This window comes from Mucilaginibacter inviolabilis, from assembly GCF_011089895.1.
GTDB classification, from domain to species: domain Bacteria; phylum Bacteroidota; class Bacteroidia; order Sphingobacteriales; family Sphingobacteriaceae; genus Mucilaginibacter; species Mucilaginibacter inviolabilis.
In genome coordinates, this window is sequence record NZ_JAANAT010000001.1 from 198,084 (window position 1) to 223,417 (window position 25,334).

Below are 25,334 nucleotides of genomic sequence, written 5' to 3' on the forward strand. Positions count from 1 at the left end.
TAAAATAAGATGAAAAGGATATCTATATACTTATATACTTGCTTGTTTTTAGGTCTTTTAACTACAGCTTGTAAAAAAACGCTGGTGGAAGATCCAAAATCAACGCTTACGCCTGCCTTTTTTGCCACAACACAAGGCTTCCAGGCAGGGCTTACGGCAGCTTATGCCGGTTTCAGAAATAACTGGGGGCCTGATACCTATTTTGAAATGACCGTACCCGGTACTGATGAGTTTATTGCCGGCAATGATGGTAATAACGGACTGGTCAAATACAACAGTAACTTTAACGCTTCTGATGGCACGGTAGCCGGGATATGGAAAAACTGCTATACCTACATCAATACTTGTAATGGTTTAATTGGTAACGCGCCATCGGGTCTTGACGCTGCTACAACAGCCAGTATGATAGGAGAGGCCAAGTTTCTGCGGGCAAATTATTACTTTATACTAGTGCAATTTTGGGGTGATGTAACACTCAATAAAACATTCCAGGCAACGCCTACCACATCTGCCACTCGAGCACCTATGGCGGATGTTTATGCTTTTATCATTCAGGATTTGAAGGATGCTATTGCTGCACTTCCGGCAAGTCCTTTAACCAGCGGTGTTCTTCCTGGCAAGGCAACAAAGGCTGCAGCCATGCATTTGCTGGCAAAAGTATACCTGACCCGGGCCGGATCATCGGCCAAGCAAGCTGATGATTATAAAAATGCGTATTCAACAGCTATTGATCTGATCACCAATGTTGCCCCGGCCGGAGGACTAAGGTTACAACAGGATTTTGGAAGCGTATTTGCAGAAGGCAATGAAGCCAATAGTGAAGTATTGTGGACAGTACAGCACACGCCTACATTAGCTTATAACGGTTCACCTACTCAAAACAATAGTGGTCCTGATAACTTATTGTGCCACTTATTTGTACCTAAGTACGAAGTGCAACCCGGTATGCAACGCAGCACACTCTACGGGCGCCCATACATCAGAGTAGTACCCACACATTGGCTTACTGACACTGTATTTAAAGAGCGGGTTAATGATCAGCGGTATAAAAAAACTTTCCAAACTACCTGGCTGTGTAATAATGCGGCTTCCATTCCAACATGGCCCAATCCCTTACCTGCTGGAGCTCCGGCTAATGCTCAGCCTGGTGCACCTAAGTTTACGGTAGGGGATACGGCTATATGGATGCCAGGTTATGAAATAAATGCGGCTAAAATTGCTGGATATCGTTATCAGGTCATCCCGCCGAGTAAATATAGCATTGCGTTATCGCCTGCTATGACCAAATATTTTGATACCAAGCGTCCTGATCAAAACTCTCCATCAAGCCGGCCTATCATCATCTACCGTCTGGCAGAAACTTATTTGATTGCTGCGGAAGCTTTATTAATGGACGGCCGGGCAAGCGATGCTGTGCAGTATGTTAACGCTGTGCGTGAAAGGGCTGCTTATCCATTGGGCAATGCCTCAGCCATGGATATCACGGCGAGTCAACTCACACTCGACTTTATCTTGGACGAACGTTCAAGGGAACTTTGCGGAGAATTAATGCGTTGGCTGGATCTGGTCAGAACCGGTAAATTGTTGGAGAGGGTGAAGTTGCACAATACAGATGGAAAGAATAATATCAAACCATTTCAGGTACTACGGCCTATTCCACAAGCGCAGATCGATGCAACAATAACCGGTACACCTTACCCTCAAAATCCAGGCTGGTAAATCCCGGTTTGAGAATGATAATTTGTATATAAAACCTATGAGTAATAGTATGAAAAGTAAATTATTCAGATTAACAGCGGTTTTCGCCGCTCTTGCAATGAGCATAACACTTTATGCTTTGAAACCCGCAACGGATGTGGTACCTGATGCCGATAATGCCGGATTAAAATTACCCGAAGGTTTTGGCGCCTTGAAAGTAGCCGAAACAGGCTCCAAGGCACGACATCTGGTGGTTACACCACAGGGAGATATCTATGTAAAATTGGCCAGGCCTAATAAAGAAGGCAAAGCTATTTTGGTATTACATGAAGCCTCAAATGGCAAAGCCGAGCTTAAAACTAGTTTTGGCAATTATGGTGGTACCGAGGTAGCTCTGAAGAACGGGTATCTGTATGCATCGTCAAATACGGAGGTATTTAAATATAAGGTAAACGATAAAAATGAGGTGATCAACCCGGATCAGCCTGAGAAAATTGTTACTGGCTTAAAAGCAGGCCGTCAGCATGAAACAAAATCATTTGCGCTGGATAACGATGGTAATATCTATGTGAATATAGGTGCCTGGTTTAACGCTTGTCAGGAAAAAGACCGGGGTTTGCATTCGCCAGGAATACCAGGTTGTCCGATCCTTGATTCGATGGGCGGGGTATGGCAGTTCAGAACCGATAAGCTAAATCAAAGCTACGGTGACGGCGTACGCTATGCAACCGGGTTACGGAATATGGTTGGCATGGATTGGAATCAGCAGGATAATCAACTGTTTGTAATGCAGCACGGACGTGATAACCTGAACAGTTCATGGCCCGAACTGTATACCACTAAACAATCGGCAGAGTTACCGGCCGAGTGTTTGTATGCCCTTAAAAAAGGCGACAACGCCGGCTGGCCTTTCATGTATTATGACCAGATACAACACAAAAAAATACAAGCACCGGAATATGGAGGAGATGGAAAAAAAGAAGCGGATGCTAAATATATAGATCCGGCTATGGCCTATCCCGGTCATATGGCTCCTAATGGCTTACTCTTTTATACTGGCAACCAATTTCCAGCAAAATACAAAAATGGGGCCTTTATAGCTTTCCATGGTTCATGGAACCGGGCACCGGAGCCGCAGGCTGGTTACTTTGTGGTTTTTCAACCATTTAAAAATGGTAAACCGGATGGTAATTGGGAAGTATTTGCGGATGGCTTTTCAGGTTCACCAGAAAAAACGGCAGCTGGTCGAGCAGATCATCGTCCCTGCGGTCTGGCCCAGGGTTCGGATGGTTCTCTGTATGTTACCGATGATTCTAAAGGGACTATTTATCGCATTATCTATTCAAAAAAATGATGACTAGGATGAGAAAATATATCTTGATTATCGCTTGCCTTTTTTATTGTACTCCATTACTGGCCCAGGTTAAAACTAAGCCTCGGTCAGTTGTAAGTTTGACTGCTGTTAATGGCAAGGGTATTTATGAAAAGTATTGTTTAACCTGCCATCAGGCTGATGGAGGTGGCGTACCCAATATGAACCCACCCTTAATCAAAACATCTTATGTGTTGGGCGATAAAACACGGCTAATTAAAGTAGTGCTCAATGGATTTTCAGAAAGTGTTGATATCGATGGAGAGTCATACTCCAATGTGATGCCTTCGCATGATTTTTTGAAAGACCAGGAAATTGCCGCTGTATTAACTTATGTCAGAAAAAACTTCACCAATAAGGCTGGGCCAATTACCACAACGCAGGTAAAAGCAGTAAGAGCTATGAATAAAAAGAAAACTATCTAAAAAAATAATGAAATATGAAAAGATTTTTATACCTGTTGCTGGTCCTTTGTTCAACCACCGTATTAGGGCAAACGAGCAATACAGAAGAGATAATTAGGAAGGTTGCGGATAATGTGATCCAAAACACTTCTTTTAAATTTATTAATACCAATACCAAAGAAAAATACGATTCAACCAAGGGTATGGCTTCATCACCCGATGTTAAAGCAGATAGTAAATATAATAAATGGATGTATGTAAATGGCGTATTGACCATTGGTATGATACAGACTGCGGATGTATTGGGCGATAAAAAGTATTCAGATTATTCGCAGCGTAACTTCGCATTTATTTTTGATAACCTGGGTTACTTTGAGGCTCTGCGTAAAGCTAAGGCACCAAAGGTAGAGTACGGCGCCGTTTTTAGCATTAGCAACCTGGATGCTTGCGGTGCCATGTCGGCAGGGTTATTTGATGTAGATGCACTGGCAAACAGAAAGGATTACAAAGCTTATTTAAGCAGATCAGCCGATTATATCTTAAACAAACAGCTGCGTCTATCCGACGGTACACTTTCGCGTCCAGCTCCCCGCAACATGACCCTTTGGGCCGATGATATGTTTATGAGTATCCCTTTCCTGGCGCGCATGGGTAAACAAACCGGCGACAACAAGTATTTTGACGACGCGATAAAACAAGTGGAGAATTTTAATAAGTATCTGTATGATCCTAATACAGGTTTATTTTTCCATAATTACTATTCCGACGATCAGACAAACGGTGTTGGCCACTGGGGGCGTAGCAATGGCTGGATAGCAATGGCAACTGTCGAGCTGTTAAATAACCTGCCAGCCAACCACCCAAAGCGTGCCGAAATAATTAAGTTGTTGCTTCGGCAAATAGTAGGATATGCCCGCTACCAGGATCAGACAGGCTTATGGCACCAATTATTGGATAAGCCGGATTCCTATTTGGAAACCTCTGTAACTGCTATGTATACGTATGCAGTTGCCCGTGCTGTGAACCAGGGTTGGATAAATGAAAAATACATAGCCATAGCCCAGGAAGGCTGGAAAGGCCTATTAGCCAAGATTACGCCCGATGGCCAATTGCAGGACGTTTGCATAGGTACCAATATGGATACAGATATCAAATTTTACTACACCCGTCCCACAGAGTTAAACGATACGCACGGAATAGGGGCACTTTTATTAGCCGGAGCAGAGATGCTTAAAGCCGAAAGGAAAAAATAGCTATGCGCGAGTTAATCAGGTGTCTGTTGATTATTGTATTTATGATAGCAAGTAGTTTAAAGTTATTTGCTGTTGATGTAAATATTACTGCATATGGAGCAGTGGGTAACGGTACTAAATTAAACACTAGCGTTATTCAAAAAGCGATAGAAAACTGTTATAAAGGTGGCGGTGGCAAAGTGATCATCCCTTCAGGGACATTTCTGACCGGAACTATAGTGCTAAATGATAATATCACCCTGAAATTAGAAAAAGGAGCAGTTTTATTGGGTAGTACTAATGTTAACGATTATAAAAACCTTGATCCTTTTGTAGATGGTTTGGGCGTCAGTGTTGGTTGGGCCCTGGTAGTAGCAATCGACAAAAAAAATGTAGGTATTGAGGGTGAAGGTATTATTGACGGACAGGGTTCAAAACTAAAAGCACAGCAAATACTGACCGATACCCGGCCAGAGTCACAACGTTGGGGACGACGCCCGTTTTTGTTACGTGTGGTGCGGTGTCAAAATGTTTCTGTAACCGGTGTTACCCTGAATTATTCCGCAGCCTGGACATCTCACTATTTTCAATGCAAGCAGGTGAGTATTAAGAATGTTAAGATTGTAAGCAGGGGAGTAGCACACAACGATGGTATGGACATAGATGGCTGCCAGGATGTAATCATTAAAGATTGTGATGTGATAAGCGGAGACGACGCGTTGTGTTTTAAAACCACATCAAGCAAAATGGCATGCAAAAATATCGTAATATCGGGTCTGCGGTTAAAAAGTGGTCAGGGAGCTATCAAAATAGGTACAGAATCTATGGCCCCGTTTGAAAATATCAGTATTTCTCAATGTTATATTTATGATACAGCTAATGGAGGTATCAAACTCCTTTCGGTTGACGGCGCCCGAATCCATAATATCAATATCAGTGATATTACCATGATGGAAGTAAAGACGCCTATCCTCATTCGTTTAGGCGCCAGGTTAAGTGTGTTTCGCAAAGATCAGGATACACAGCAACCGATAGGTACACTTGAAAATGTTACTATCAGAAACGTAAGGGCTAAAGCAGCTGATAACGCACAATTGATGCCACCATCTGGAATTTTAATAACTGGTATTCCCGATCATCCTATCAAAAACCTGACCCTCGAAAATGTCGAGATCAATCTTGCAGGCGGGGGCACTGATGAAAATGCCCGGCAGGTAGTACCCGAAGCTATTGACAAATATCCGGAGGTGAAAACTTTCGGTCCGCTGGTACCCGCTTATGGAATTTGGGCCAGGCACGTTGATGGTCTGAAGCTAGAGAATGTAAAACTTACTTTAAGTCATAATGATCTTAGACCCGCCTTTATCTGTGAAGATGGTAAAAACATTGAATTGAATAACTGGGATATCCCCAAAACTGTCGATGCGCAAGCTATTGTCAGATTAGAAAATGTGACTGGCGCCGATATCACAAATAATAGTGTATATGGCTTTGCTCATGAATTTGTATGCGTAGAAGGTAATACAAGCGGAGATATTCATGTTTTGAAAAATAAACTTCCGGGAATATCAAAAAAGGTGGAACTATCTGCTGATCTGAAAACTAGTACCGTTGTTTCAGATTAAAGTTAATAAATAATTAAATGTGCCCAACATGAAGATAAACACATATAAAATGCTTTTAGGTTTCTTATGTCTGCTATTCCCTAGTATAAGTTATGCTCAACAAACGGTTTTGCCTATGCAACCCGACCGTTGGGCTATTCAACCTGATGGCAGTATTAAATGGACAGTCCACGGTCGGCTTCCGCATACTGATCATATAGAAATGTCAGGCGAAAAAGTGTCTGTTTGGGTGCAGTATGGTATTGATAGCGCAGGCAGATCGTCCATTTCACGTACGGTTGTTTTCCCTACGTTCAGGATGTTGCCCGATGGTACACGCACGCATATCGACTATACCTTTCAGGATAATGAGCTACCACGTTTTTTAATCAACAATCGTCAATTAAAAACTGACTTGGCCACTGGCAAGAAAAATGGCGATCTGACCTACAATATCAAAAGCATCAGCCATAAAGGCATTATGCGGATAGTGGCCACCTCGGGCAACCAGGCACAGGTAAAGATCGACCGAAGCATCTTCCCATCCACAGATAAGCCTATGGTGATTGAAAAAATTGTTTTTACTAACATAAGCGATAAACCGGTTAATGTTACGATGGAATACCTGAGGCGCGAGGAAAGAACCGACAGTGCCAAAAGTAAAGTAAGGCCGCATACGGTGATCATGGGCACTGTTGATCATGGGAGCAGAATGTTACAGCCGGGTGCAAGTACCTCGTTTTCGGTTTATTATTTGGCAACGGATTTTCCGGAGCAGCCAATAAAAATTAATGTAGATGCTGAGGAAATGGCTCGTGAAAAACGGATAAATACCATTTTGGCCCCTTTACAATTGCAAACACCGGATACTTTATTGAATACGGCATTTGCCTTTGCCAAGATTCGCGGAACGGAAAGTATTTATAAAACCAAGGTAGGTTATTTGCATGGCCCAGGTGGTTTGGCTTACTATGCAGCAATATGGGCCAATGATCAGGCAGAATATATCAGTCCGTTCTTCGCGTTTTCGGGTGATAGTATTGGTAATCTTTCTGCCATGAACTGTTATCGTTTGTTTGCCAAATATATGAACTCCGAGTACAAGCCCATCCCTAGTTCCATAGTGGCAGAGGGGGATGCGGTATGGAAGGGAGCTGGTGATCGGGGCGATCAGGCTATGATTGCTTATGGTGCTTCACGTTATGCGCTTGCTTATGGACAGGCTGATTCTGCCAAAAAATTATGGCCGTTGATTACCTGGTGCCTGGAATACAGTCATCACAAACTGAATGAACAAGGTGTAGTTATCTCTGACCATGACGAACTGGAAGGTCGTTTCCCCGCAGGCAAAGCAAATCTGTCAACAAACAGTTTGTATTATGATGCGCTGATATCTGCTGCCTATTTGGGCAAACAATTACATCAGCCCAAAACCCAGACCGATGAATATCTGAAGCAGGCTGCTGAACTTAAAGGCAATATCGAGAAATACTTTGGAGCAAACATCGACGGTTTCGATACTTACAAATACTATGAAACCAATGACGTTTTGCGCGCCTGGATTTGTCTGCCGCTCACCATGGGGATTTTCGAACGAAGCGAGGGAACTATCAATGCATTATTTTCACCAAAGTTATGGACTGCCGATGGTTTAGCTACTCAAGCAGGTAAAGAAACCTTCTGGGATCGCTCCACTTTATATGCACTTCGTGGTGTATTGGAGGCTGGAAAAACAGAAAAAGCCCTGGATTATTTGCGTTATTACTCGCGCAGGCGGCTCCTGGGCGAGCATGTGCCTTATCCGGTAGAAGCTTTCCCCGAAGGAAATCAAAGGCACCTGTCGGCCGAGAGTGGACTTTATTGTCGCATCTATACCGAGGGCTTATTTGGCATACGGCCAACAGGCTTTGCCAGTTTTAATTGTACGCCAAGATTGCCAATGGAGTGGAATAAAATGGCAATAAATAATATACATTCTTTCGGTCATATATTCGATCTTACCATATCAAGACAAAGCAAGGATAAATTGCTGATTACTGTTAAAGAAGGTAGTAAAACAATAAAATACAAAATAAACGATGGCGATACGCAAGCTGTTCAATTGTAAATAATTTAAACCTATGAACTCATTTTTTAAATATATGCTGGCTATTGTATCGGCCATTGTCGCGCAAAGTGCATTTGCGCAAACCCATCAACTGGAAAAACTCTGGGAAACAGATACGGTGGTAAGGGTTCCGGAATCGGTTTTGCCTGATCTTAAAAAAGGCGTCCTGTATGTATCCGAGATTGACGGCAATCCCAATGCGATAGATGGCAAAGGCGGTGTAGCCAAAATTGGTTTAGATGGTAAAATCATCGATCTGGATTTTACCACCGGTTTAAACGCACCCAAAGGTTTGGGAGGATTTGGTAACGAATTGTATGCCGCTGATTTGTCGGAAGTGGTGGTTATTGATATGAATACCGGGAAGGTAAAAAACAAAATAGTCATTGACAGCGCAAAAGCCCTTAATGATATTACGGTAGACGATAAAGGAGTAGTGTATGTATCTGATAGCAAAACCAAAAAGATCCACCGGATTGAAAAAGGAAAGGTGAGCACATTTTTAACAAACATAGGAGGAGTGAACGGTCTTAAAGCTGTAGGTGCTGATCTTTATATACTGGGCGGACAAAAATTTATGAAATCTGATAGTAAAGGGAATTTAACTCCTATTACTACGCTCAATTGTGGCGGCGATGGGCTTGAGCCTGTTGGTAATGGCGATTTTCTGATCACTTGCTGGTCAGGCCATATATTTTATGTGACTGCTAGCGGTAAAATTGAAACATTACTGGATATGCAGGATAAAAAGGTAAACACTGCCGATCTGGCTTACGATGCTGCGAAGCATATTTTATATGTACCTACCTTTTGGGGTAAAAAAGTGATGGCTTATAAACTAATAACAACCCAATAATATGGAGCTTACTAAAGTTCAGTCTATTAAAAATTACCTGATTATCCTCTGCCTGGTGAATGTTGGTATAGCATCTGCGCAAACACAAAGCAACGATCCTTATTTAAAACTATGGTATGATAAACCTGCTACTGCCTGGGAAGAGGCTTTGCCATTAGGTAATGCTACTACGGGTGCCATGATATTTGGTGGCGTAAGCCAGGAACATTATCAGTTGAATGATCATAACCTGTGGTCGGGTTATCCGCAATCGGGTAATAACCCGCAAGGGCTAGAGTATCTGCCACAGGTACGAAAGGCTGTATTTGATAACGATTTTGATAAGGCGGCCGATCTATGGAAAAAACATTTACAGGGCCCATATACTGCCCGTTATTTACCACTGGGCGACCTATACCTCAATTTTAATGTTGCAGATAGCACGCACTACTATCGTGACTTGAACTTAAATGACGCGGTTTCAACCGTAAAATATGAGGCCAATGGTGTACACTACACCCGTGAAACCTTTATCAGTTATCCGGATAAAGTAATGATGATACGTATTACAGCCGACAAAAAAGGTGTTATTGATTTTACCGCCAGTCTGCAAAGCAAACTGCGTTTTTCTGTGGCAAACGATGGTAATGGTAAACTTATATTAAAAGGGAAAGCTCCAAGTTATGTAGCCAACCGCGATTATGAACCACGACAGGTGATTTATGATGAGCCTAAAGGTGAAGGAATGAATTTCCAAATCAACCTAAAGATCAAAAGTGATGGCGGGCATGTAGAAGCTGTTAATAATACTTTGCAGGTTAGCGGGGCCAACGGGGTGATTATTTATTTAACCGAGGCTACCAGTTTTAATGGTTTTAACAAATCGCCGGGGTTGCAGGGTAAGGATCCTGCTATTGAAGCTAATGCAGGCTTGCTTACTGCATCCCAAAAAACATATGAGCAACTTAAACAACGGCATGTAGCAGATTATCAACAGCTATTTAAGCGGGTGAGCTTTAATTTAGGTGCCGATGTCGACATGGTAAAACAACCTACAGATCAAAGGCTCCGGAATTTTAGTGTAACTAATCCTGATAAACAATTACAAACACTGTATTATCAGTTTGGGCGTTATTTGCTTATAGCCAGCTCCAGACCGGGCAGTGCCCCCGCCAATTTGCAGGGTATCTGGAATAACCAGGTATCGCCACCATGGGGTAGTAATTATACAACCAATATCAATACTGAGATGAATTATTGGCTTGCCGAGAATACGAATCTATCGGAATGTCACAAACCTTTATTTAATTTTTTGAAAGAACTTGCCATAAATGGCGCTATCACCGCTAAAGAGAGTTATAACATTCAGGAAGGTTGGGTTGAACATCATAACAGTGATATATGGGCCAAAACATCAACCGTTGGAGGTTATGACCATGATCCTAAGAGTTCGGTGAAATGGTCGGCATGGCCAATGGGAGGGGCCTGGATGAGCTTGCACCTGTATGATCATTACTTGTTTACCGGCGATAAGGCGTTTTTAAGTAAAACCGCTTATCCAATTATGAAAGGTGCTGTGCAGTTCATGCTGCATTGGCTGGTAACCGATCCTAAAACAGGTTACCTTGTAACCAATCCCTCTACATCGCCCGAGAATACCATCAAAATTAACGGTAAGGAATATTTAGTAAGTATGGCCTCCACCATGGACATGTCTATTATTCGAGAACTGTTCCAAAGTTGTATTAGTAGCGCATTGATATTGGATGTAGATAAGGTTTTTGCAGCACGGGTAAAAGCGGCTTATGATAAATTGTATCCATTTCATATTGGCAAACACGGACAATTACAAGAATGGTTTCAGGATTGGGATGATCCGGCGGATACCCATCGGCATATATCACACCTGTTCAGTCTGTTTCCTGGCAGGCAAATCTCTGTGTTTAATACACCGGAATTGGCGGCCGCGGCTAAACAGTCTATGATATACAGGGGAGATGTAAGCACAGGCTGGTCTATGGCCTGGAAGGTGAACTGGTGGTCGCGCATGCATGATGGTAATCACGCTTATAAGATACTAGGCGCCGCATTTAACTATATGGATCCGGTACAGAAAAAAGAACAGATGAGCGGCGGTGGTACCTATCCCAATTTGTTCGATGCGCATCCACCTTTTCAGATCGATGGAAACTTTGGCGGAACGGCCGGTATGACCGAAATGCTGCTGCAAAGCCAAAATGGGGAAGTAGAACTTTTGCCTGCTTTACCTGATGCCTGGGCCAATGGCAGCATCAGAGGCATTAAGGCCCGCGGCAATTTTGAAATAGCTATTGATTGGAAAAAAGGTAAATTGACTAAAGCGCTCATTAAATCAAACCAGGGAGGCAATTGTCGGCTTCGGACGCCTATCCCGGTAAAAGTAGTTGAAGTAAATAATAAAGCTGCTGTTGGCGACAATAGAAATATATTGAATACGCCACCCAAAATACCAATATATAAAAAAGCTGATGATGTTAAACTAGTGGATATCAGTTTTAATAAAGGTTATGAAATTGACTTTACCACTCAAAAAGGTAAAACCTACACCATTATACCTCAATAACGAAATGAAAATTCTGAAGTGTTTTTTATTGTTTTGCTTATATTTAAGTTCTGCTGATATACTCAATGCTCAATCTATCACCTGGACAGAAGTTGAACCGGGAATATGGAAGGGAGTGATCGGTAAGCCCGAAGAGTTTGATCTGTTGGGAGTTGCGGGTGTAAAGCCGTATCATACTGGTTTGCAACAGATGCCTGCAGCAACTTTTCCGCTGGCACAGGATGAAATTATAGGTCGCATCCATGATAGTAAAACCTATCTTCGTTTTCCGTTAGAGAAAAAAGAGCAGATATTTGGTTTTGGCTTGAATTTTCAAACGGTATTTCAGCGTGGTAAAGTACTCACCTTGCATGTAGATAATTATGCCGGAAAGGATAATGGCCGTACTCATGCGCCTACACCATTCTATGTATCATCAAACGGATATGGCGTATTCATCAATTCGGCCAGATATATCAATGTGTATGCTGGCACAGCTGTAAGGCGGGACAGTAAAACAGCTCCGGATGTAAAAGATAGAAATTTAGACAAAACATGGAACTCACATCCTTACTCAGATGGGGTTGAAATGTTGGTACCTGCAGCAGGTGTGGAGATTTATGTATTTGCCGGTCCAACAATGTTAGATGCTGTACGACGTTATAATTTGCTGAATGGTGGTGGCTGTCTGCCACCGCGTTGGGGCCTGGGTTTTACTCAGCGCATGCAGCGTTTAACCGATGCGCAGGGCGTGGCTGCGGAGGCGCAGGCTTTTGAAGAAAAAGATTATCCGCTGGATTTTATTGGACTTGAACCGGGTTGGCAAAGCAAATCATACCCCTGTACTTTTGAGTGGGACAAAACCCGCTTCCCTGATCCTAAAACGCTGGTGCTGGATATGCTGAAAAAAAATATCCGGCTAAACTTATGGACAAATCCCTATGTGTCGCCCGAAGCTTCGGTTTATAAAAGTATTTTGCCCTACAGTGGCTCGCATACCGTTTGGAATGGTATCGTTCCTGATATTAGCATGCCCGAGGCCCGGAAGATATTTTTTGGTGAACTGGAAAAAGGCAAAATAGATATCGGTGTTAGTGGCTATAAAATGGATGAAGTTGATGGTGGCGATAATTATTTATGGCCTGATGTAGCTGTTTTTCCTTCAGGGCATGATGCCGAACAAATGCGTCAGACCTACGGACTTATGATGCAACGTTATACCAGCGAAATTTATCATAGTCGTAATCAGCGTACTTTCGGATTGGTTCGCGCATCCAATGGTGGTGGTGCATCATTTCCTTATGTAATATATAACGACTATTACGACCATCGCGATTTCATAACAGCATTAGTGAACAGTGGTTTTGCAGGGGTATTATGGACTCCAGAAGTACGTTCATCTAAAACAGCCGAGGAATGGCTACGCAGGTTTCAATCAAATGTGTTTTCACCTATGGCTATGATTAATGCCTGGGCCAGCGGTACCAAACCATGGTCGTTTCCAGAGGTTGCCGAACAGGTAAAAACAATGGCCAATTTGCGTATGCAGATGATGCCCTATTGGTACAGTGAGTTTGCTAAATATCATTTTGAAGGTATTCCGCCATTTAGAGCTATGTACCTGGAAGACGGTTTTACAAATACCGAAACCAAAAGCGAGAACAAAAAAGTAAATCTGGAAGAAAATCCTTATGAAGAAGCTGTAACCAAAGAAGTAAAGGATCAGTACATGGCAGGGGAATACTTATTGGTGGCACCTATGTTTGCCGGACAAATCAGCCGTAAAGTAATATTGCCGAAGGGTAAATGGTATGACTTTTATACTGGAAAATATGCTGGTAATGGCGAGATAATCAACGTAACGCCTGGTTTGGATAAGATACCTGTATACGTAAAGGATGGGGGTATAATACCTATAATGCCGGTAATGTTGCATGCGCCAAAAGCAGGGCAAAAGGTTGATATAGAGGTGAGGTATTATGGTGAACAACCAGGTACCTATTCATTATATGATGATGACGGCGAAACCTATAACTATGAAAAAGGAAATTATACCTTTCGTAAGATCACTGTAAGTAAACTGAACGGAAAACTAAGAGGCGCAATTACCCCGGCTCCAAAAGATAAGCCAGATAATGTAGGTAAAGTAACTTTTAAAGCGATGACAGAACTTTAGGTATACATTGATGCACCTGCAGTTTTACCAGACTATATAATGTTAAAGCCATTGGATTTACCCGGTGGCTTTTTTGTTGGACTGACCAAAGTCTTTGTGAAAACTTCTTTTACCGCTTTTATTGAGTCTTTCACCGATAAGTAAGTATCATCCACTCTTTTTGCTTTGCCATTGCTTTGTCACCGTTTTACATTTGTTAAAATGTTTTAAGTGGCTAATCGTCCTTACTGTTATGGAAAATAATTACTTTATACTAAACCCAACAAACTCCACTATACCTGATCAGGAGCAAGAGCTTGCTATTATGTTTCTGGATATCCGGAACTTTACTGGACTGATGGAATCACAGCCAGGCCAAACCGTTATACAGATTGTTCGACGGTTGTTCACAGCTTTTGGCCAAATTGTGAAAAAATTCGAAGGCAGGGTGGTAGAAATTGCCGGCGATAGTTTGTATATAGTATTTGGTTTACAAACTGAACTTAAGGTAGCTGTGAATAATGCATATCAAGCAGCCAAAGTAATGTTTCATACGGTTAACCTTTTTAATGAATCTTATGCCGAACCCTATTATGGCGGCCCACTCGAAATAGGCATGGGTTTACACGCCGGAAAAGTTTTCGTGGGTGAGTTCGGTTTGGATAATGCGCCGCAATTGTCGGTTATGGGTTTACCTGTCAACATTGCCTCCCGACTCCAAGCTAAGACCAGGGAACTGGATAATGATCTGATCATTTCAGAAGATGCATATCAATTGCTGGTTAATGAACAGGACATTGTTCAGCAACAAACTGTGCAATTGCAAGGAATTAGGCATGAACAGCAGGTGCGTTTAGCCGGCAAATCATATGGTATTCAACAGAATCTAGAATATTTACTGGCCATCTCTGGTTAATACTAGACCTAATTAAAAGTCTTTCAACCCATAATAAGTGCATGCTTACAGCCGGTGAGCTTATATTACCGTTGTAATTGGCAATCTGCATTGACAACGCTATTCCTTATTCACAGAAATTCTTTCTGCTTCCCGCCAAATAACTTCCGAAAATAATTAATTAATGATGAGTCATGAAAAGTAGTTCTATGAAGCTGTTTTTTATGGCTAAGTCTTTGAAAATATAAGGTTCATTCAGTTGAATGTTTACCAATGTTAAATAAAATACTAAAATAGATTAATTTTTGTATAGTATTTGTAAACTAACAGTGTAGTATTTATATTTGACATCAGTAAACCCAATTTCTTAGCAATACCAAATTATATGAAAAGACGGGATCTAATCAAAAAGATCGGGCTGGCTACAGGAGCAGTAGCATTAAACAATGTTGTTGTTGCTTCTTCCCTTAATTCAGAGCAGAAAAAGAAAAAGGTCTTGAAAATAGCACACATTACCGATGTGCACATACGACCTGAATACAATGCTGTTGTCCGTTTTAAAAAGTGTTTGGAAATGATCAAAAAAGATAAGGTCGATCTGATCCTTAATGGTGGCGACTCTATATATGCGGCCGATTACGATGATATTAAAAAAGAGCGTGTGATTGAATTATGGAACTGTTGGAAAGATAGCACCTCCTTAGTTAAAGAAATTCCAATGTATAGCGTTCTTGGAAATCACGACATGTGGTGGCAGGGTAAGGGAGATGAGTTTTTTGGTAAACCGGGTGTACTTAAAATGTTGGGCCTAAAGAATAGTTATTACAGTTTTGATAAGAATGGATGGCACTTTATTATGCTGGACAGTAATCACCCCAAAACACCAGGGATGTTGGATGAAGAACAATGGAATTGGTTTGTGCAGGATGTACAAGCCAGCAACGGTAAGCCAACGTTGATTATGTCACATTATCCGCTTCTGAGCTGCACTGGTATCGTTGATAATAAGCCGGATTTTATTGGCCCGTTTAAAGTAAGTGGTAGCTATAATCATTTGGATATTATGAAGTTTATTGAGGTGTTCAATAAAAATAAGAATATCAAAGTTTGCCTGAGCGGACACATTCATTTGTTAGATAAAGTATGGTATAACGATGTAAGTTATTTGTGTAATGGTGCAGCCAGTGGTTTCTGGTGGGAACCGGGTGATGATGGTAAAAGCTCTTATAAGCAAACTGTGCCCGGCTACTCCTTATTGAACCTATATAGCGATGGCAGTTTTGATGATGAATATATTAAGTACGAGGCCTAATTAATTAAAAATATAACCCTAACTGAAATGAAAAAGCTATCCTCCTTATTAATGTTTTTATTGTTAACCGGTATAACCGCATTAGCTCAGAAAGCTACCGCCGACAAGGTAGAAAATATCCTTATTGTATCTATAGATGGGTTACGGTGGCATGAGGTTTTTCAGGGTGCTGAGAAGACATTAATCCTGAACAAAAAATATAACTCTCAGGATTCAGTCCTACGAATAAAAAAGTACTGGTCTGATGACCAACAGGAGCGAAGAGCTAAGCTGATGCCTTTTGTATGGAGCGTTTTTGCCAAAGATGGACAATTGTATGGGAATCGTGATTTAGGAAGTCTGGTAAATGTTAAAAACCCATACTGGTTCTCATATCCCGGAAGGAATGAAAATTTAACCGGATACGCTGATCCAAAAGTGAATTCTAATGATTATCCAGATAATCCCAATAAAAATGTATTGGAATTTATTGATCAGCAAAAAGGATACAAAGGCAAAGTTGTAGCTTTTGCATCATGGGATGCTGTGGCCCGCATCATCAACCGTAACAGGAATGGTTTGATGGTTAATAACCCATTTGAAGACATTAAAGGAGATAATCTTACAGAAGCCGAAAAGTTAGCCAATGAAATTCAACATTATGAACCCCAGATATGGGGTGACGGAGAGCGTTTGGATGCTACTACCTACGCTCTGGCTAAATCATATATTAAGGCCAAGCATCCAAAAGTAGTTTACCTTGATCTTGCTGATACCGATGATCACGCTCACGGAGGTAATTATGATCTTTATTTAGATGCCATCCATAATATCGACGCGATGATTAGCAGTTTGTGGAGCTATATGCAAAAAGACCCATTTTACAAAAATAATACCACCATCGTAGTGATGCCTGATCATGGACGGGGAGAAGGAAAGCAATGGACAAGTCATGGTGCTAGTATTCCGCACGCCAATGATACCTGGTTAATGGCTATCGGCCCTAAAATAAAACCATTGGGCGAGGTGAAAAGCAATGGGCAGATTTACCAGGATCAATACGCAAAAACCATAGCCAAATTATTGGGCTTTAATTTCACATCGGTAAATCCTATTGGTGAGGCGATAAATAGCGTGGCTAAATAGATTAAGAATGAAATTAAAGTCATTTTTTATTGCTGTCGCTTTATTAATCATAATGCCACTTGCTATGGTAAGGGCTCAGGAATATAAAGCTAACTGGAATAGTCTTGATAAACGCCCTGTTCCGGAATGGTTTAAAGATGCCAAGTTTGGTATTTTTATTACATGGGGGATATACTCCATGCCAGCTTATGCGCCCAAAGGACAGTACGCCGAGTGGTATCAGTATTGGTTGCAAACGAAAGCCTTCAATGGAGAGGTGGCTAAATATCATAAACAGGTATTTGGAGATAGAACATATTATGATTTGGCAAAAGATTTTAAGGCTGAACTGTTTAATCCAGATGAATGGGCCCAGCTTATTGAAAAATCTGGCGCCAAATACGTGATCCCGGTAGCCAAGCATCACGATGGATTTTGCTGGTGGCCAAATAAATACGCTGATGAAACCTGGGGTTTTCCCTGGACTGCTGTAGATGTGGGACCCAAACGGGATCTTTTGGGCGACTTTTTCACTGCACTGCATAAAACATCGGTAAAAGCAGGTGTTTACTTTTCATGGTATGAATGGTTTAACCCGCTGTATAAATCAAATCCAGAGCAATATGCGTTACAGCATGCCATCCCGCAGGCAAAAGACTTGATAGAACGATATAAACCAGCTATTTTCTGGACAGATGGTGATTGGGAGGATAGCGACACCACCTGGCATTCCACTGAATTTTTAAGCTGGTTATATAATGAAAGTGCTGTTAAAAAAGACATAGTCACCTATGATCGTTATGGGAAAGGGGTTAGATTTAAACATGGTAGTGTTTACACACCGGAATACCAGCCAGACATGGAATTCGGTGATCACTATTTTGAGGAAAGCAGAGGCATTGGATTTTCCTATAGCTACAATAAAATGGAGGATGCCTGGGATTACAATTCACCGCAGGTTTTGGTGTTACTACTAAGTGACCTGGTGAGCCGGGGTGGAAATTTGTTGCTTGATATCGGTCCGGATGCATCAGGGAAGATCCCGCCCATTATGCAGGAACGGTTGTTACAGATGGGCGATTGGCTTAAAATAAATGGGAGAGCTATTTATAATACCCGTAAATGGATTAGGGCTTGCCAATGGAGTGAAGGAAAAAGAGATTATAAGCCCAAAAGAACCGAGGGCGATTTTAAGGCAAACGGTGATTTTATGCTCAAGTTAACTGTTGATCCCGATCCTGGGTATGCGGTAAAGGAATGTTTTTTTACCATTAACCCAATCACAAAAGAAGTATTTGCTATACTACCCCAATGGCCGGTTAATAACCATTTTATAATAAAGGATATGCGGCTAAAAAGTGGCGCGGTAATTAAACTTGTGGAAACAGGGGAGGTGATAAAATGGAAGCAACAAGGTGAAAATGTTGCACTAACATTCCCTGCATTTGATCTGCAAAAATATAAAAGCCAATATGCTTACACACTGAGCATATTATAAATATAAAAAGATGGACAGAAAAGAATTTATAACAAAAAGTAGCCTTGCCGGGAGCGCATTGTTATTGGCCCGTTATCCCCAACTGCAGCCGGCCAGTAAAAAGATTAGGTTTGGTGTTATTGCCGATCTGCACCACGATTTGATATACGATGGGATAGGTCGTTTATCAGCATTTATTGATGATATGAATGCCGAAAAGCCTGATTTTATTATTCAGATGGGGGATCTTTGTTTCCCCAAAAAAGAGAATCTTCCTTTAATGGATGCCTGGAATAAGTTCAATGGGCCAAAATACCATGTAATCGGAAATCATGACACTGATGGAGGGTTTACTCGTGACCAGGTGGTTGAATTTTGGAAAGCGAAGGCGAAATACTATTCTTTTGATGTCAATGGTTTTCACTTTGTGGTATTAGATGGAAATGAGCATAATCCCTCACCAGACAGACCTACAGGTTATGCGCGCTTTATTTCTCCAACCCAATTAGATTGGTTAAAAAAAGATCTGGATGAAACAACCTTGCCAACCATTATATGCTGTCATCAAGGGTTGGATAACGATGCCGGCGGATTGGAGAATGGCACGCTAATGCGCTATACACTTGAACAAGCCAATCAGAAGAATAAGCATAAGGTGATATTGGTGCTAAGCGGGCATCATCATCAGGATTATTATAATCAGATCAATGGTATACACTACGTGCAGATCAATAGTGCATCATACCAATGGTTGGGTGATAAGTACCTGGAGATTCGTTATTCAAAGGAAGTAGATAAGGCCCGCCCTTACATAAAATATACGGTACCTTACAAAGACCCATTATGGGCCATGATAGAGATTGACCAGAAAGGAACGATCAGTATAAAAGGCAGGCGATCGGTTTTTGTTGGATCCTCGCCAGAGAAATTAGGGGTTGATCCCAATAACTATATCTACCCCATAGTGCCTTTTATTTCCGACAGGAAGATCAAAATAAATTCATAAATATTAACCTATAACCCTAAATGAGAAGATCACTGATTGCTATTTGCCTGCTTGGCTTAACTTTACAACTAAGTGCACAAATTAAACATGTAAAACACATCGTTTTAATCGGCTGCGATGGCTTTGGCGCTTATGCCGTGCCCGATGCTAAAATGCCTAACTTAAAACATTTGATGGAAACGGGCTCATGGTCGTTAAAGGCAAGGTGTGTAATGCCATCATCAAGTGCCGATAATTGGGCATCCATGTTAATGGGAGCGGGGATAACAGAGCATGGCTATACGGAGTGGAATAGTAAGGTTCCTGAAATTCCATCAGTCACAACCACCAAATATGGTATTTTCCCATCTATCTTCAGTGTTATACGCGATCAAAAGCCAGAAGCTAAAACCGCGGCTATTTATAGCTGGGGTGGTATTGCCCCGCTGATCGAAAAAGATGCTATCAATATGGTAATACCGGGTGGTGATGCTGGTGATGATTTTTGCGTCGACACAGCCATAAGCGTGATCAAAAAGCAAAAGCCGCTATTTGCATTTATCCATGTTAGTCAGCCTGATGGGGTAGGGCATAATATAGGCCACCGCACTCCTGCTTATTATGACACTTTGCAAAAAGTAGATATAAGGATAGGTAGAATTGTTCAGGCTGTAAAAGATGCGGGTATTGAAAACGAAACTATTATTATAGTAACAGCCGATCATGGAGGCATTAATAAAGGGCATGGTGGTAAATCATTGGATGAGATACAAATACCCTGGATAATAAACGGCCCAGGCGTTAAAAAGAATCATGAAATAAAGGATGTGATCATTACCTATGACACGGCCGCTACCATAGCCTGGGTATTTGGATTGAAAATGCCACAAAGCTGGCGCGGGAAGCCCGTAACTGATGGATTTAATTAAACTAACTTTTTCATAGCTGGTACTATTTGATAAAGCGGGCCATTTTATTGAAAAGTGGGTTTACATGGTTTACACTTTTTATGGTTAAAATAGAGTTATTGCATTGATAATCAAATATTTGTAATTTTTTTTCTTAAAATAGTGTAAACCATCATTTTGCAAACTTGTTTTTGGTTCCGCTGAAGTCAGTTGTGTTGTTATTTGAATAAATTACTGGATTAAATCAGTCAAAATAAAGTTGGGTACACTTGCTTTTTTTCCCTGCATTGAGTACCGGGCATCATTATTAAATTTTGATTACTTTTGATCGAAAGTAATTATTATGCAAGACGATATTATCCTGAAAATTAGCTACCGTTTAAAAGAAATAAGAAAAGATAAGCGTATAACCATTCAGGAGCTGGCTGATAAGGCCGGGGTTAGCAAAGGGCTGATATCCCAGATCGAAAATAACCGTACCATACCTTCATTGCCGGTTTTGATGAATATCGTTCAGTCATTAAACCTGGATTTGACTGAATTTTTTAAGGATCTTTCTTCCAAAGGGCATCAGGAAAAAGTATTTGTTATCCGTTCATCCGAATATAGTCCAATTCAAAAAGAGGCATCCAAGGGTTTCAGCTATCAGAGGATGTTAACACGTAATATACAGGGTGGCCCGGTTGACTTTGTATTATTAGAATTAAAAAAAGGAGCACGTCGTAATAAAATGGTAATGACCGATGCTTTTGAATACAAATATCTGATCAAAGGTAGAATCGACTATTTGATAGAGGATAAAAATTATATTTTAGAAGAAGGTGATTCTATCTTTTTTGACGGTCGCCTGGGGCATAGTCTTTCTAATATTGGCGAGTCCCAAGCTATTATGTTGGTGGTTTATTATTTCATCTCCAACGATTAATCAGTACGCTAACCAATAACCTAATGATATAAGAGAAAGCCCCATATTTAAATATGGGGCTTTCTCTTATAGTTTTATCCTGAAGCCGAGCGTAAAGCCGCCAATTTCGGTAGCTATTTTAGTCATTATTCCACAAGATTATTCCTTAAATGTCTTCAATGTTTGCTTTTCTTTAAAAAAGGCACTTCTCAAAGCTATAATTTACTGCATTTATCATGGTGTATTTTATCTGAAAAATGGTGAAATTTTGTTGCTTTTTCTAGCTTGATTTTTATTTAGTATTTATAAACAATTAATCAATTGTTTGGAGATTGTTAAGTGGCTGATTTTGCTCTGTATTTATAATTCACACAAACGTTTGCGTAAATAATTTACTTGTAATTTGTTAATTTACAGTTATCTAAATTTTATTTTAAAATTTATCTATAAACATAACAGCAAAACGATTTAGTCTGAAATGAGATTGTTTTTCATCTTAAAAGTTTAATATTTATTTACTTTTTGTTTACAAATAATGATTATAATTGTACAAATACTAAACAAAGCTATTGGAATTTAAACCATTAAAAAATGAAGAATTTTTACTTGTTAAAGCACGGCCTGCTCCTGGTGGTAGTATGGTTGCTGACTTTGGGTATAGGTTATGCCCAAAGTAAGATTGAAGGAAAAGTTTCCGACGAATCGGGGCCTATTCCGGGAGTGGTCGTATTCAATAAATCAACAGGGAAAGGTACGGCTTCCGATTTAAAAGGCGGATTCAGAATTACAGCAAATGCCGGAGATGTTCTGGAGTTTAAATCACTCGGTTATTTAACCCAGTCGATAAAAATTGAAGGTAAAGACTACTTGACTGTTTTATTGAAGACTGATTCCAAAAACCTCAATGAAGTGGTAGTTACTGCACTCGGTATCAAAAAGGAAAAAAGTGCCGTAGGTTATGCCATTCAGGAAGTAAAAGGTGATGCGTTAACCAAAGCGCGGGAACCAAACCCTGTAATTTCATTAACTGGAAAAGTAGCAGGTTTATTGATTACACCAAGTTCCAATCTTTTTGGGAATCCCGGAATTTCTCTGCGTGGTCAAACAGGGGTACTTTTTGTAGTGGATGGTACACCAATTAGTACCGATTCCTGGAATTTGAGCGGAGATGATATTGAAAGTTACTCCGTTTTAAAAGGTGCAAACGCGGCTGCTCTGTATGGTAGCAGGGGGGCGAATGGTGCCATCATTATTACTACAAAGAAGGGTACTGGATCTAAGCAAAAATCATTATCTGTCGAGCTGAATTCAAGTACCCAATTACAGCTTGGTTATAATGCTATACCCAAAATACAGACAAGTTATGGCCCTGGCGATAATTTTGACTATGCATTTAAAGATGGTAAAGGTGGCGGAACTAATGATAACGATTATTTTATTTGGGGGCCTCGGTTTGAAGGGCAGCTAATTCCACAATATAATAGTCCGGTTGACCCTACTACAGGTAACCTGGTGCCAATACCCTGGCTGGCAAGAGGTAAAGACAACCTGGCAAATTTTTTGCAAAATGGATTGATCAGCACCAATAATGTTGCAGTTTCCACACAGAGTGATCTTGGTAATTTAAGATTCTCGGTATCGGATATTTACCAACGCGGTACCATACCTAATACGCAACTAAATATTACAAACTTTTCTGTTAACGGGACAATAAACGTAAGTAAAAAAGTAAGGTTTGAATCCAGTATTAATTACGACAGGCAGATTTCGCCAAATTATCCGGTTGCCGGATATGGCCCCACAAGTCCTGTTTATTTGATGACAGTTTGGGGAAGTGCCGATTATGATGTCCGTGATCTGAGAAATTACTGGCAACCAGGCAAAGTTGGAATTCAGCAATACTCCAGAGAATACACTATATATAACAATCCCTGGTTTGTGGCTTACGAGAATTTGCAGATCTACAAAAAGGATGACCTGTATGGACACGTACAGATGGATTATGATATAACAGATAAGCTTAAATTTAACTTGCGTACCGATGTAAGTACCTGGTCTAAAAACTATGCTGTTAATATTCCGGTTTCGGGTAACTTTTATCAATACGGTAATTACAATCAGATAGGTGGCTATATCAACCAAAATTCCAAATTCTGGGAAAACAATACACAAGCTTCTTTAAGCTATGCCGATAAGTTCCGATCATTCGGGTATAAAACCTCGGTTTTTGCTAATATACGTACAGTTAATGTTCAGGAAACCGATGCCAGCACAAACGGTGGCCTGCTGGTACCCGGTGTATATACATTAAGCAATTCTGTTTTACCATCTGTGCCTAAAAATTATTTTGCCCAACGCCAGGTAAACAGTGCATATGGTTTAATTGATTTGAATTACAAAACTTATGCTTATCTGAACCTGACCGGACGTTTTGATAAATCTTCTACCTTGCCGGCAAGTCATGATACTTATTTTTATCCATCGGCATCTTTGAGTCTTGTATTATCTGAATTTATCCATTTACCTAAGGCTATATCTTATTTAAAAGCCAGAGGGTCTTACGCAAATATTGCGCGTGATGTGGTGGATGAAAATAATCAGTATGATATTTACAAGCAGATACCTACTTATACAACAAACTCGCTGCGCTGGAATAATAATACCGGTGTTAATTACAGTAGTACTCTTTATAATCCGAATATACAGGCTGCGCGTGTAAAAACATCCGAAGTAGGTTTAGAAGCTCGTTTTTTAAATAACCGCTTAGGTTTTGATGCTGCTTATTTTCACAATATTGAGGGGCCTGGGATTGTAAATGTTGCCGAATCTCCTACTTCCGGAGTTACTTCTTATCAACAAAATGCCTACACCTATACACGTAAAGGGGCGGAACTAACCATTGACGGAACTCCAATAAAAACAACCGATTTTTCATGGAACATCGCCGGTAACTGGTCCTTTAACCATAAATGGCTTGATAAGATTGATGGCGTGCAAACCCGTAATGGGATGATCAAATTAGGGGACCGGGCAGATAGCTACTATATTTATGATTTTCAGAGAGATCCGCAGGGAAACATCATTGTAAAATCTAATGGATTGCCCGCAATAAATCCATACCAAACTAAAGTGGGTTATACCGATAATAATTTTGTTGCTGGTATTAACAATACATTCAAGTATAAAGCCTTTAGTCTTAGTTTTCAGTTAGATGGTCGTTTTGGAGGCAAAGTTCAAAATTATGTTGATTACAAGCAATGGCAGGCAGGCGTAGCGCCAGGCTCTGATTCGCCACAACGTTTGGCCGACTGGAATAACCGCAATAATCCAAACTGGAAAGGTACAGTAATGACCAATGGTCAAAAGATAGTAAGTGGTCTTTTAAGTACCGATCAGGATGGTAAAGTGATTTCGGATACACGTGTTTTTGCCCCTAATAATGTGCCTGTTCTTTATGAAAACTGGGCAAGCAATTTCTACACGGCCGATTATGAGATTACCAGAAGCGCCACCTATGTTAAACTCAGGGAGGTTATACTGAGCTATAATTTTTCAAAAAGCCTGCTTGAGCGTACCCGATTTATAAAAACTGCCAGTGTTTCTTTTGTAGCCCGGAATTTATTATACCTGACAGGAAAAGGAACGCAAAATATGGATCTGGATCAGTTTACATCCAGCTCTACCAATCTGCAAACACCAACGGTTAAAAGCATTGGCTTTAATTTAAATGCCACATTTTAAGTGATATTAATAAGCAAAAA

At 40.7% G+C, this 25,334-nt stretch carries 17 protein-coding genes; all 17 read left to right on the forward strand.

Annotated elements, in window-relative coordinates:
* The first annotated feature begins 9 nt into the window (after positions 1-9).
* The 17 genes from G7092_RS00820 (at position 10) to G7092_RS00900 (ending at position 25,314) form a co-directional block, all read left to right on the forward strand.
* Complete coding sequence (locus G7092_RS00820; protein ID WP_166085228.1) at positions 10-1,719, forward strand: RagB/SusD family nutrient uptake outer membrane protein; 1,710 nt, start codon at positions 10-12, stop codon at positions 1,717-1,719.
* 49 nt (positions 1,720-1,768) lie between these two features.
* Entirely contained in the window at positions 1,769-3,052 is a 1,284-nt protein-coding gene (locus G7092_RS00825; protein WP_166085230.1) for a PQQ-dependent sugar dehydrogenase, read from the forward strand.
* Between the two features lie 8 nt (positions 3,053-3,060).
* Positions 3,061-3,495: a c-type cytochrome gene (locus G7092_RS00830; protein WP_166085233.1), complete on the forward strand. Its 435-nt coding sequence runs from the start codon at positions 3,061-3,063 to the stop codon at positions 3,493-3,495.
* Between the two features lie 14 nt (positions 3,496-3,509).
* Positions 3,510-4,727: a glycoside hydrolase family 88/105 protein gene (locus tag G7092_RS00835; RefSeq protein WP_166085235.1), complete on the forward strand. Its 1,218-nt coding sequence runs from the start codon at positions 3,510-3,512 to the stop codon at positions 4,725-4,727.
* A gap of 41 nt (positions 4,728-4,768) precedes the next feature.
* Positions 4,769-6,331 (forward strand): glycoside hydrolase family 28 protein, encoded by a 1,563-nt coding sequence (locus tag G7092_RS00840; RefSeq protein WP_235953751.1) that lies wholly within the window; start codon positions 4,769-4,771, stop codon positions 6,329-6,331.
* A 28-nt stretch (positions 6,332-6,359) separates the two neighbouring features.
* On the forward strand, positions 6,360-8,417 hold the full coding sequence (locus tag G7092_RS00845; RefSeq protein WP_166085239.1) for a hypothetical protein: 2,058 nt from the start codon (positions 6,360-6,362) through the stop codon (positions 8,415-8,417).
* A 13-nt stretch (positions 8,418-8,430) separates the two neighbouring features.
* Complete coding sequence (locus G7092_RS00850; RefSeq protein ID WP_235953752.1) at positions 8,431-9,273, forward strand: SMP-30/gluconolactonase/LRE family protein; 843 nt, start codon at positions 8,431-8,433, stop codon at positions 9,271-9,273.
* 1 nt (position 9,274) lies between these two features.
* The gene (locus G7092_RS00855; protein WP_166085241.1) at positions 9,275-11,854 is read left to right on the forward strand and encodes a glycoside hydrolase family 95 protein; all 2,580 of its coding nucleotides are present in this window, start codon (positions 9,275-9,277) and stop codon (positions 11,852-11,854) included.
* Complete coding sequence (locus tag G7092_RS00860) at positions 11,799-14,009, forward strand: glycoside hydrolase family 31 protein (RefSeq protein ID WP_235953753.1); 2,211 nt, start codon at positions 11,799-11,801, stop codon at positions 14,007-14,009. The genes G7092_RS00855 and G7092_RS00860 overlap by 56 nt, the downstream gene beginning before the upstream one ends.
* Before the next feature lie 232 nt (positions 14,010-14,241).
* Complete coding sequence (locus G7092_RS00865) at positions 14,242-14,904, forward strand: adenylate/guanylate cyclase domain-containing protein (protein ID WP_166085244.1); 663 nt, start codon at positions 14,242-14,244, stop codon at positions 14,902-14,904.
* Between the two features lie 364 nt (positions 14,905-15,268).
* Complete coding sequence (locus G7092_RS00870; RefSeq protein ID WP_166085246.1) at positions 15,269-16,195, forward strand: metallophosphoesterase family protein; 927 nt, start codon at positions 15,269-15,271, stop codon at positions 16,193-16,195.
* 27 nt (positions 16,196-16,222) lie between these two features.
* Positions 16,223-17,320 carry an alkaline phosphatase family protein gene (locus G7092_RS00875; protein ID WP_166085248.1) on the forward strand — a complete coding sequence of 366 codons (1,098 nt, stop codon included), beginning with the start codon at positions 16,223-16,225 and terminating at the stop codon, positions 17,318-17,320.
* Between the two features lie 52 nt (positions 17,321-17,372).
* Positions 17,373-18,797 carry an alpha-L-fucosidase gene (locus G7092_RS00880; protein WP_166085251.1) on the forward strand — a complete coding sequence of 475 codons (1,425 nt, stop codon included), beginning with the start codon at positions 17,373-17,375 and terminating at the stop codon, positions 18,795-18,797.
* A gap of 10 nt (positions 18,798-18,807) precedes the next feature.
* The gene (locus G7092_RS00885) at positions 18,808-19,782 is read left to right on the forward strand and encodes a metallophosphoesterase family protein (protein WP_166085253.1); all 975 of its coding nucleotides are present in this window, start codon (positions 18,808-18,810) and stop codon (positions 19,780-19,782) included.
* Positions 19,783-19,802: 20 nt separating this feature from the next.
* Positions 19,803-20,690 (forward strand): alkaline phosphatase family protein, encoded by an 888-nt coding sequence (locus G7092_RS00890; protein ID WP_166085255.1) that lies wholly within the window; start codon positions 19,803-19,805, stop codon positions 20,688-20,690.
* A gap of 322 nt (positions 20,691-21,012) precedes the next feature.
* The gene (locus G7092_RS00895; protein ID WP_166085257.1) at positions 21,013-21,594 is read left to right on the forward strand and encodes a helix-turn-helix domain-containing protein; all 582 of its coding nucleotides are present in this window, start codon (positions 21,013-21,015) and stop codon (positions 21,592-21,594) included.
* 570 nt (positions 21,595-22,164) lie between these two features.
* Positions 22,165-25,314: a SusC/RagA family TonB-linked outer membrane protein gene (locus G7092_RS00900; protein ID WP_166085259.1), complete on the forward strand. Its 3,150-nt coding sequence runs from the start codon at positions 22,165-22,167 to the stop codon at positions 25,312-25,314.
* Positions 25,315-25,334: the final 20 nt, after the last annotated feature.

Coding starts and splice junctions, on each gene's coding strand:
- G7092_RS00820 (WP_166085228.1), top strand. CDS start 10: ATGAAAAGGATATCTATATACTTATATACTTGCTTGTTTTTAGGTCTT.
- G7092_RS00825 (WP_166085230.1), top strand. CDS start 1,769: ATGAAAAGTAAATTATTCAGATTAACAGCGGTTTTCGCCGCTCTTGCA.
- G7092_RS00830 (WP_166085233.1), top strand. CDS start 3,061: ATGAGAAAATATATCTTGATTATCGCTTGCCTTTTTTATTGTACTCCA.
- G7092_RS00835 (WP_166085235.1), top strand. CDS start 3,510: ATGAAAAGATTTTTATACCTGTTGCTGGTCCTTTGTTCAACCACCGTA.
- G7092_RS00840 (WP_235953751.1), top strand. CDS start 4,769: ATGATAGCAAGTAGTTTAAAGTTATTTGCTGTTGATGTAAATATTACT.
- G7092_RS00845 (WP_166085239.1), top strand. CDS start 6,360: ATGAAGATAAACACATATAAAATGCTTTTAGGTTTCTTATGTCTGCTA.
- G7092_RS00850 (WP_235953752.1), top strand. CDS start 8,431: ATGAACTCATTTTTTAAATATATGCTGGCTATTGTATCGGCCATTGTC.
- G7092_RS00855 (WP_166085241.1), top strand. CDS start 9,275: ATGGAGCTTACTAAAGTTCAGTCTATTAAAAATTACCTGATTATCCTC.
- G7092_RS00860 (WP_235953753.1), top strand. CDS start 11,799: ATGAAATTGACTTTACCACTCAAAAAGGTAAAACCTACACCATTATAC.
- G7092_RS00865 (WP_166085244.1), top strand. CDS start 14,242: ATGGAAAATAATTACTTTATACTAAACCCAACAAACTCCACTATACCT.
- G7092_RS00870 (WP_166085246.1), top strand. CDS start 15,269: ATGAAAAGACGGGATCTAATCAAAAAGATCGGGCTGGCTACAGGAGCA.
- G7092_RS00875 (WP_166085248.1), top strand. CDS start 16,223: ATGAAAAAGCTATCCTCCTTATTAATGTTTTTATTGTTAACCGGTATA.
- G7092_RS00880 (WP_166085251.1), top strand. CDS start 17,373: ATGCCACTTGCTATGGTAAGGGCTCAGGAATATAAAGCTAACTGGAAT.
- G7092_RS00885 (WP_166085253.1), top strand. CDS start 18,808: ATGGACAGAAAAGAATTTATAACAAAAAGTAGCCTTGCCGGGAGCGCA.
- G7092_RS00890 (WP_166085255.1), top strand. CDS start 19,803: ATGAGAAGATCACTGATTGCTATTTGCCTGCTTGGCTTAACTTTACAA.
- G7092_RS00895 (WP_166085257.1), top strand. CDS start 21,013: ATGCAAGACGATATTATCCTGAAAATTAGCTACCGTTTAAAAGAAATA.
- G7092_RS00900 (WP_166085259.1), top strand. CDS start 22,165: ATGAAGAATTTTTACTTGTTAAAGCACGGCCTGCTCCTGGTGGTAGTA.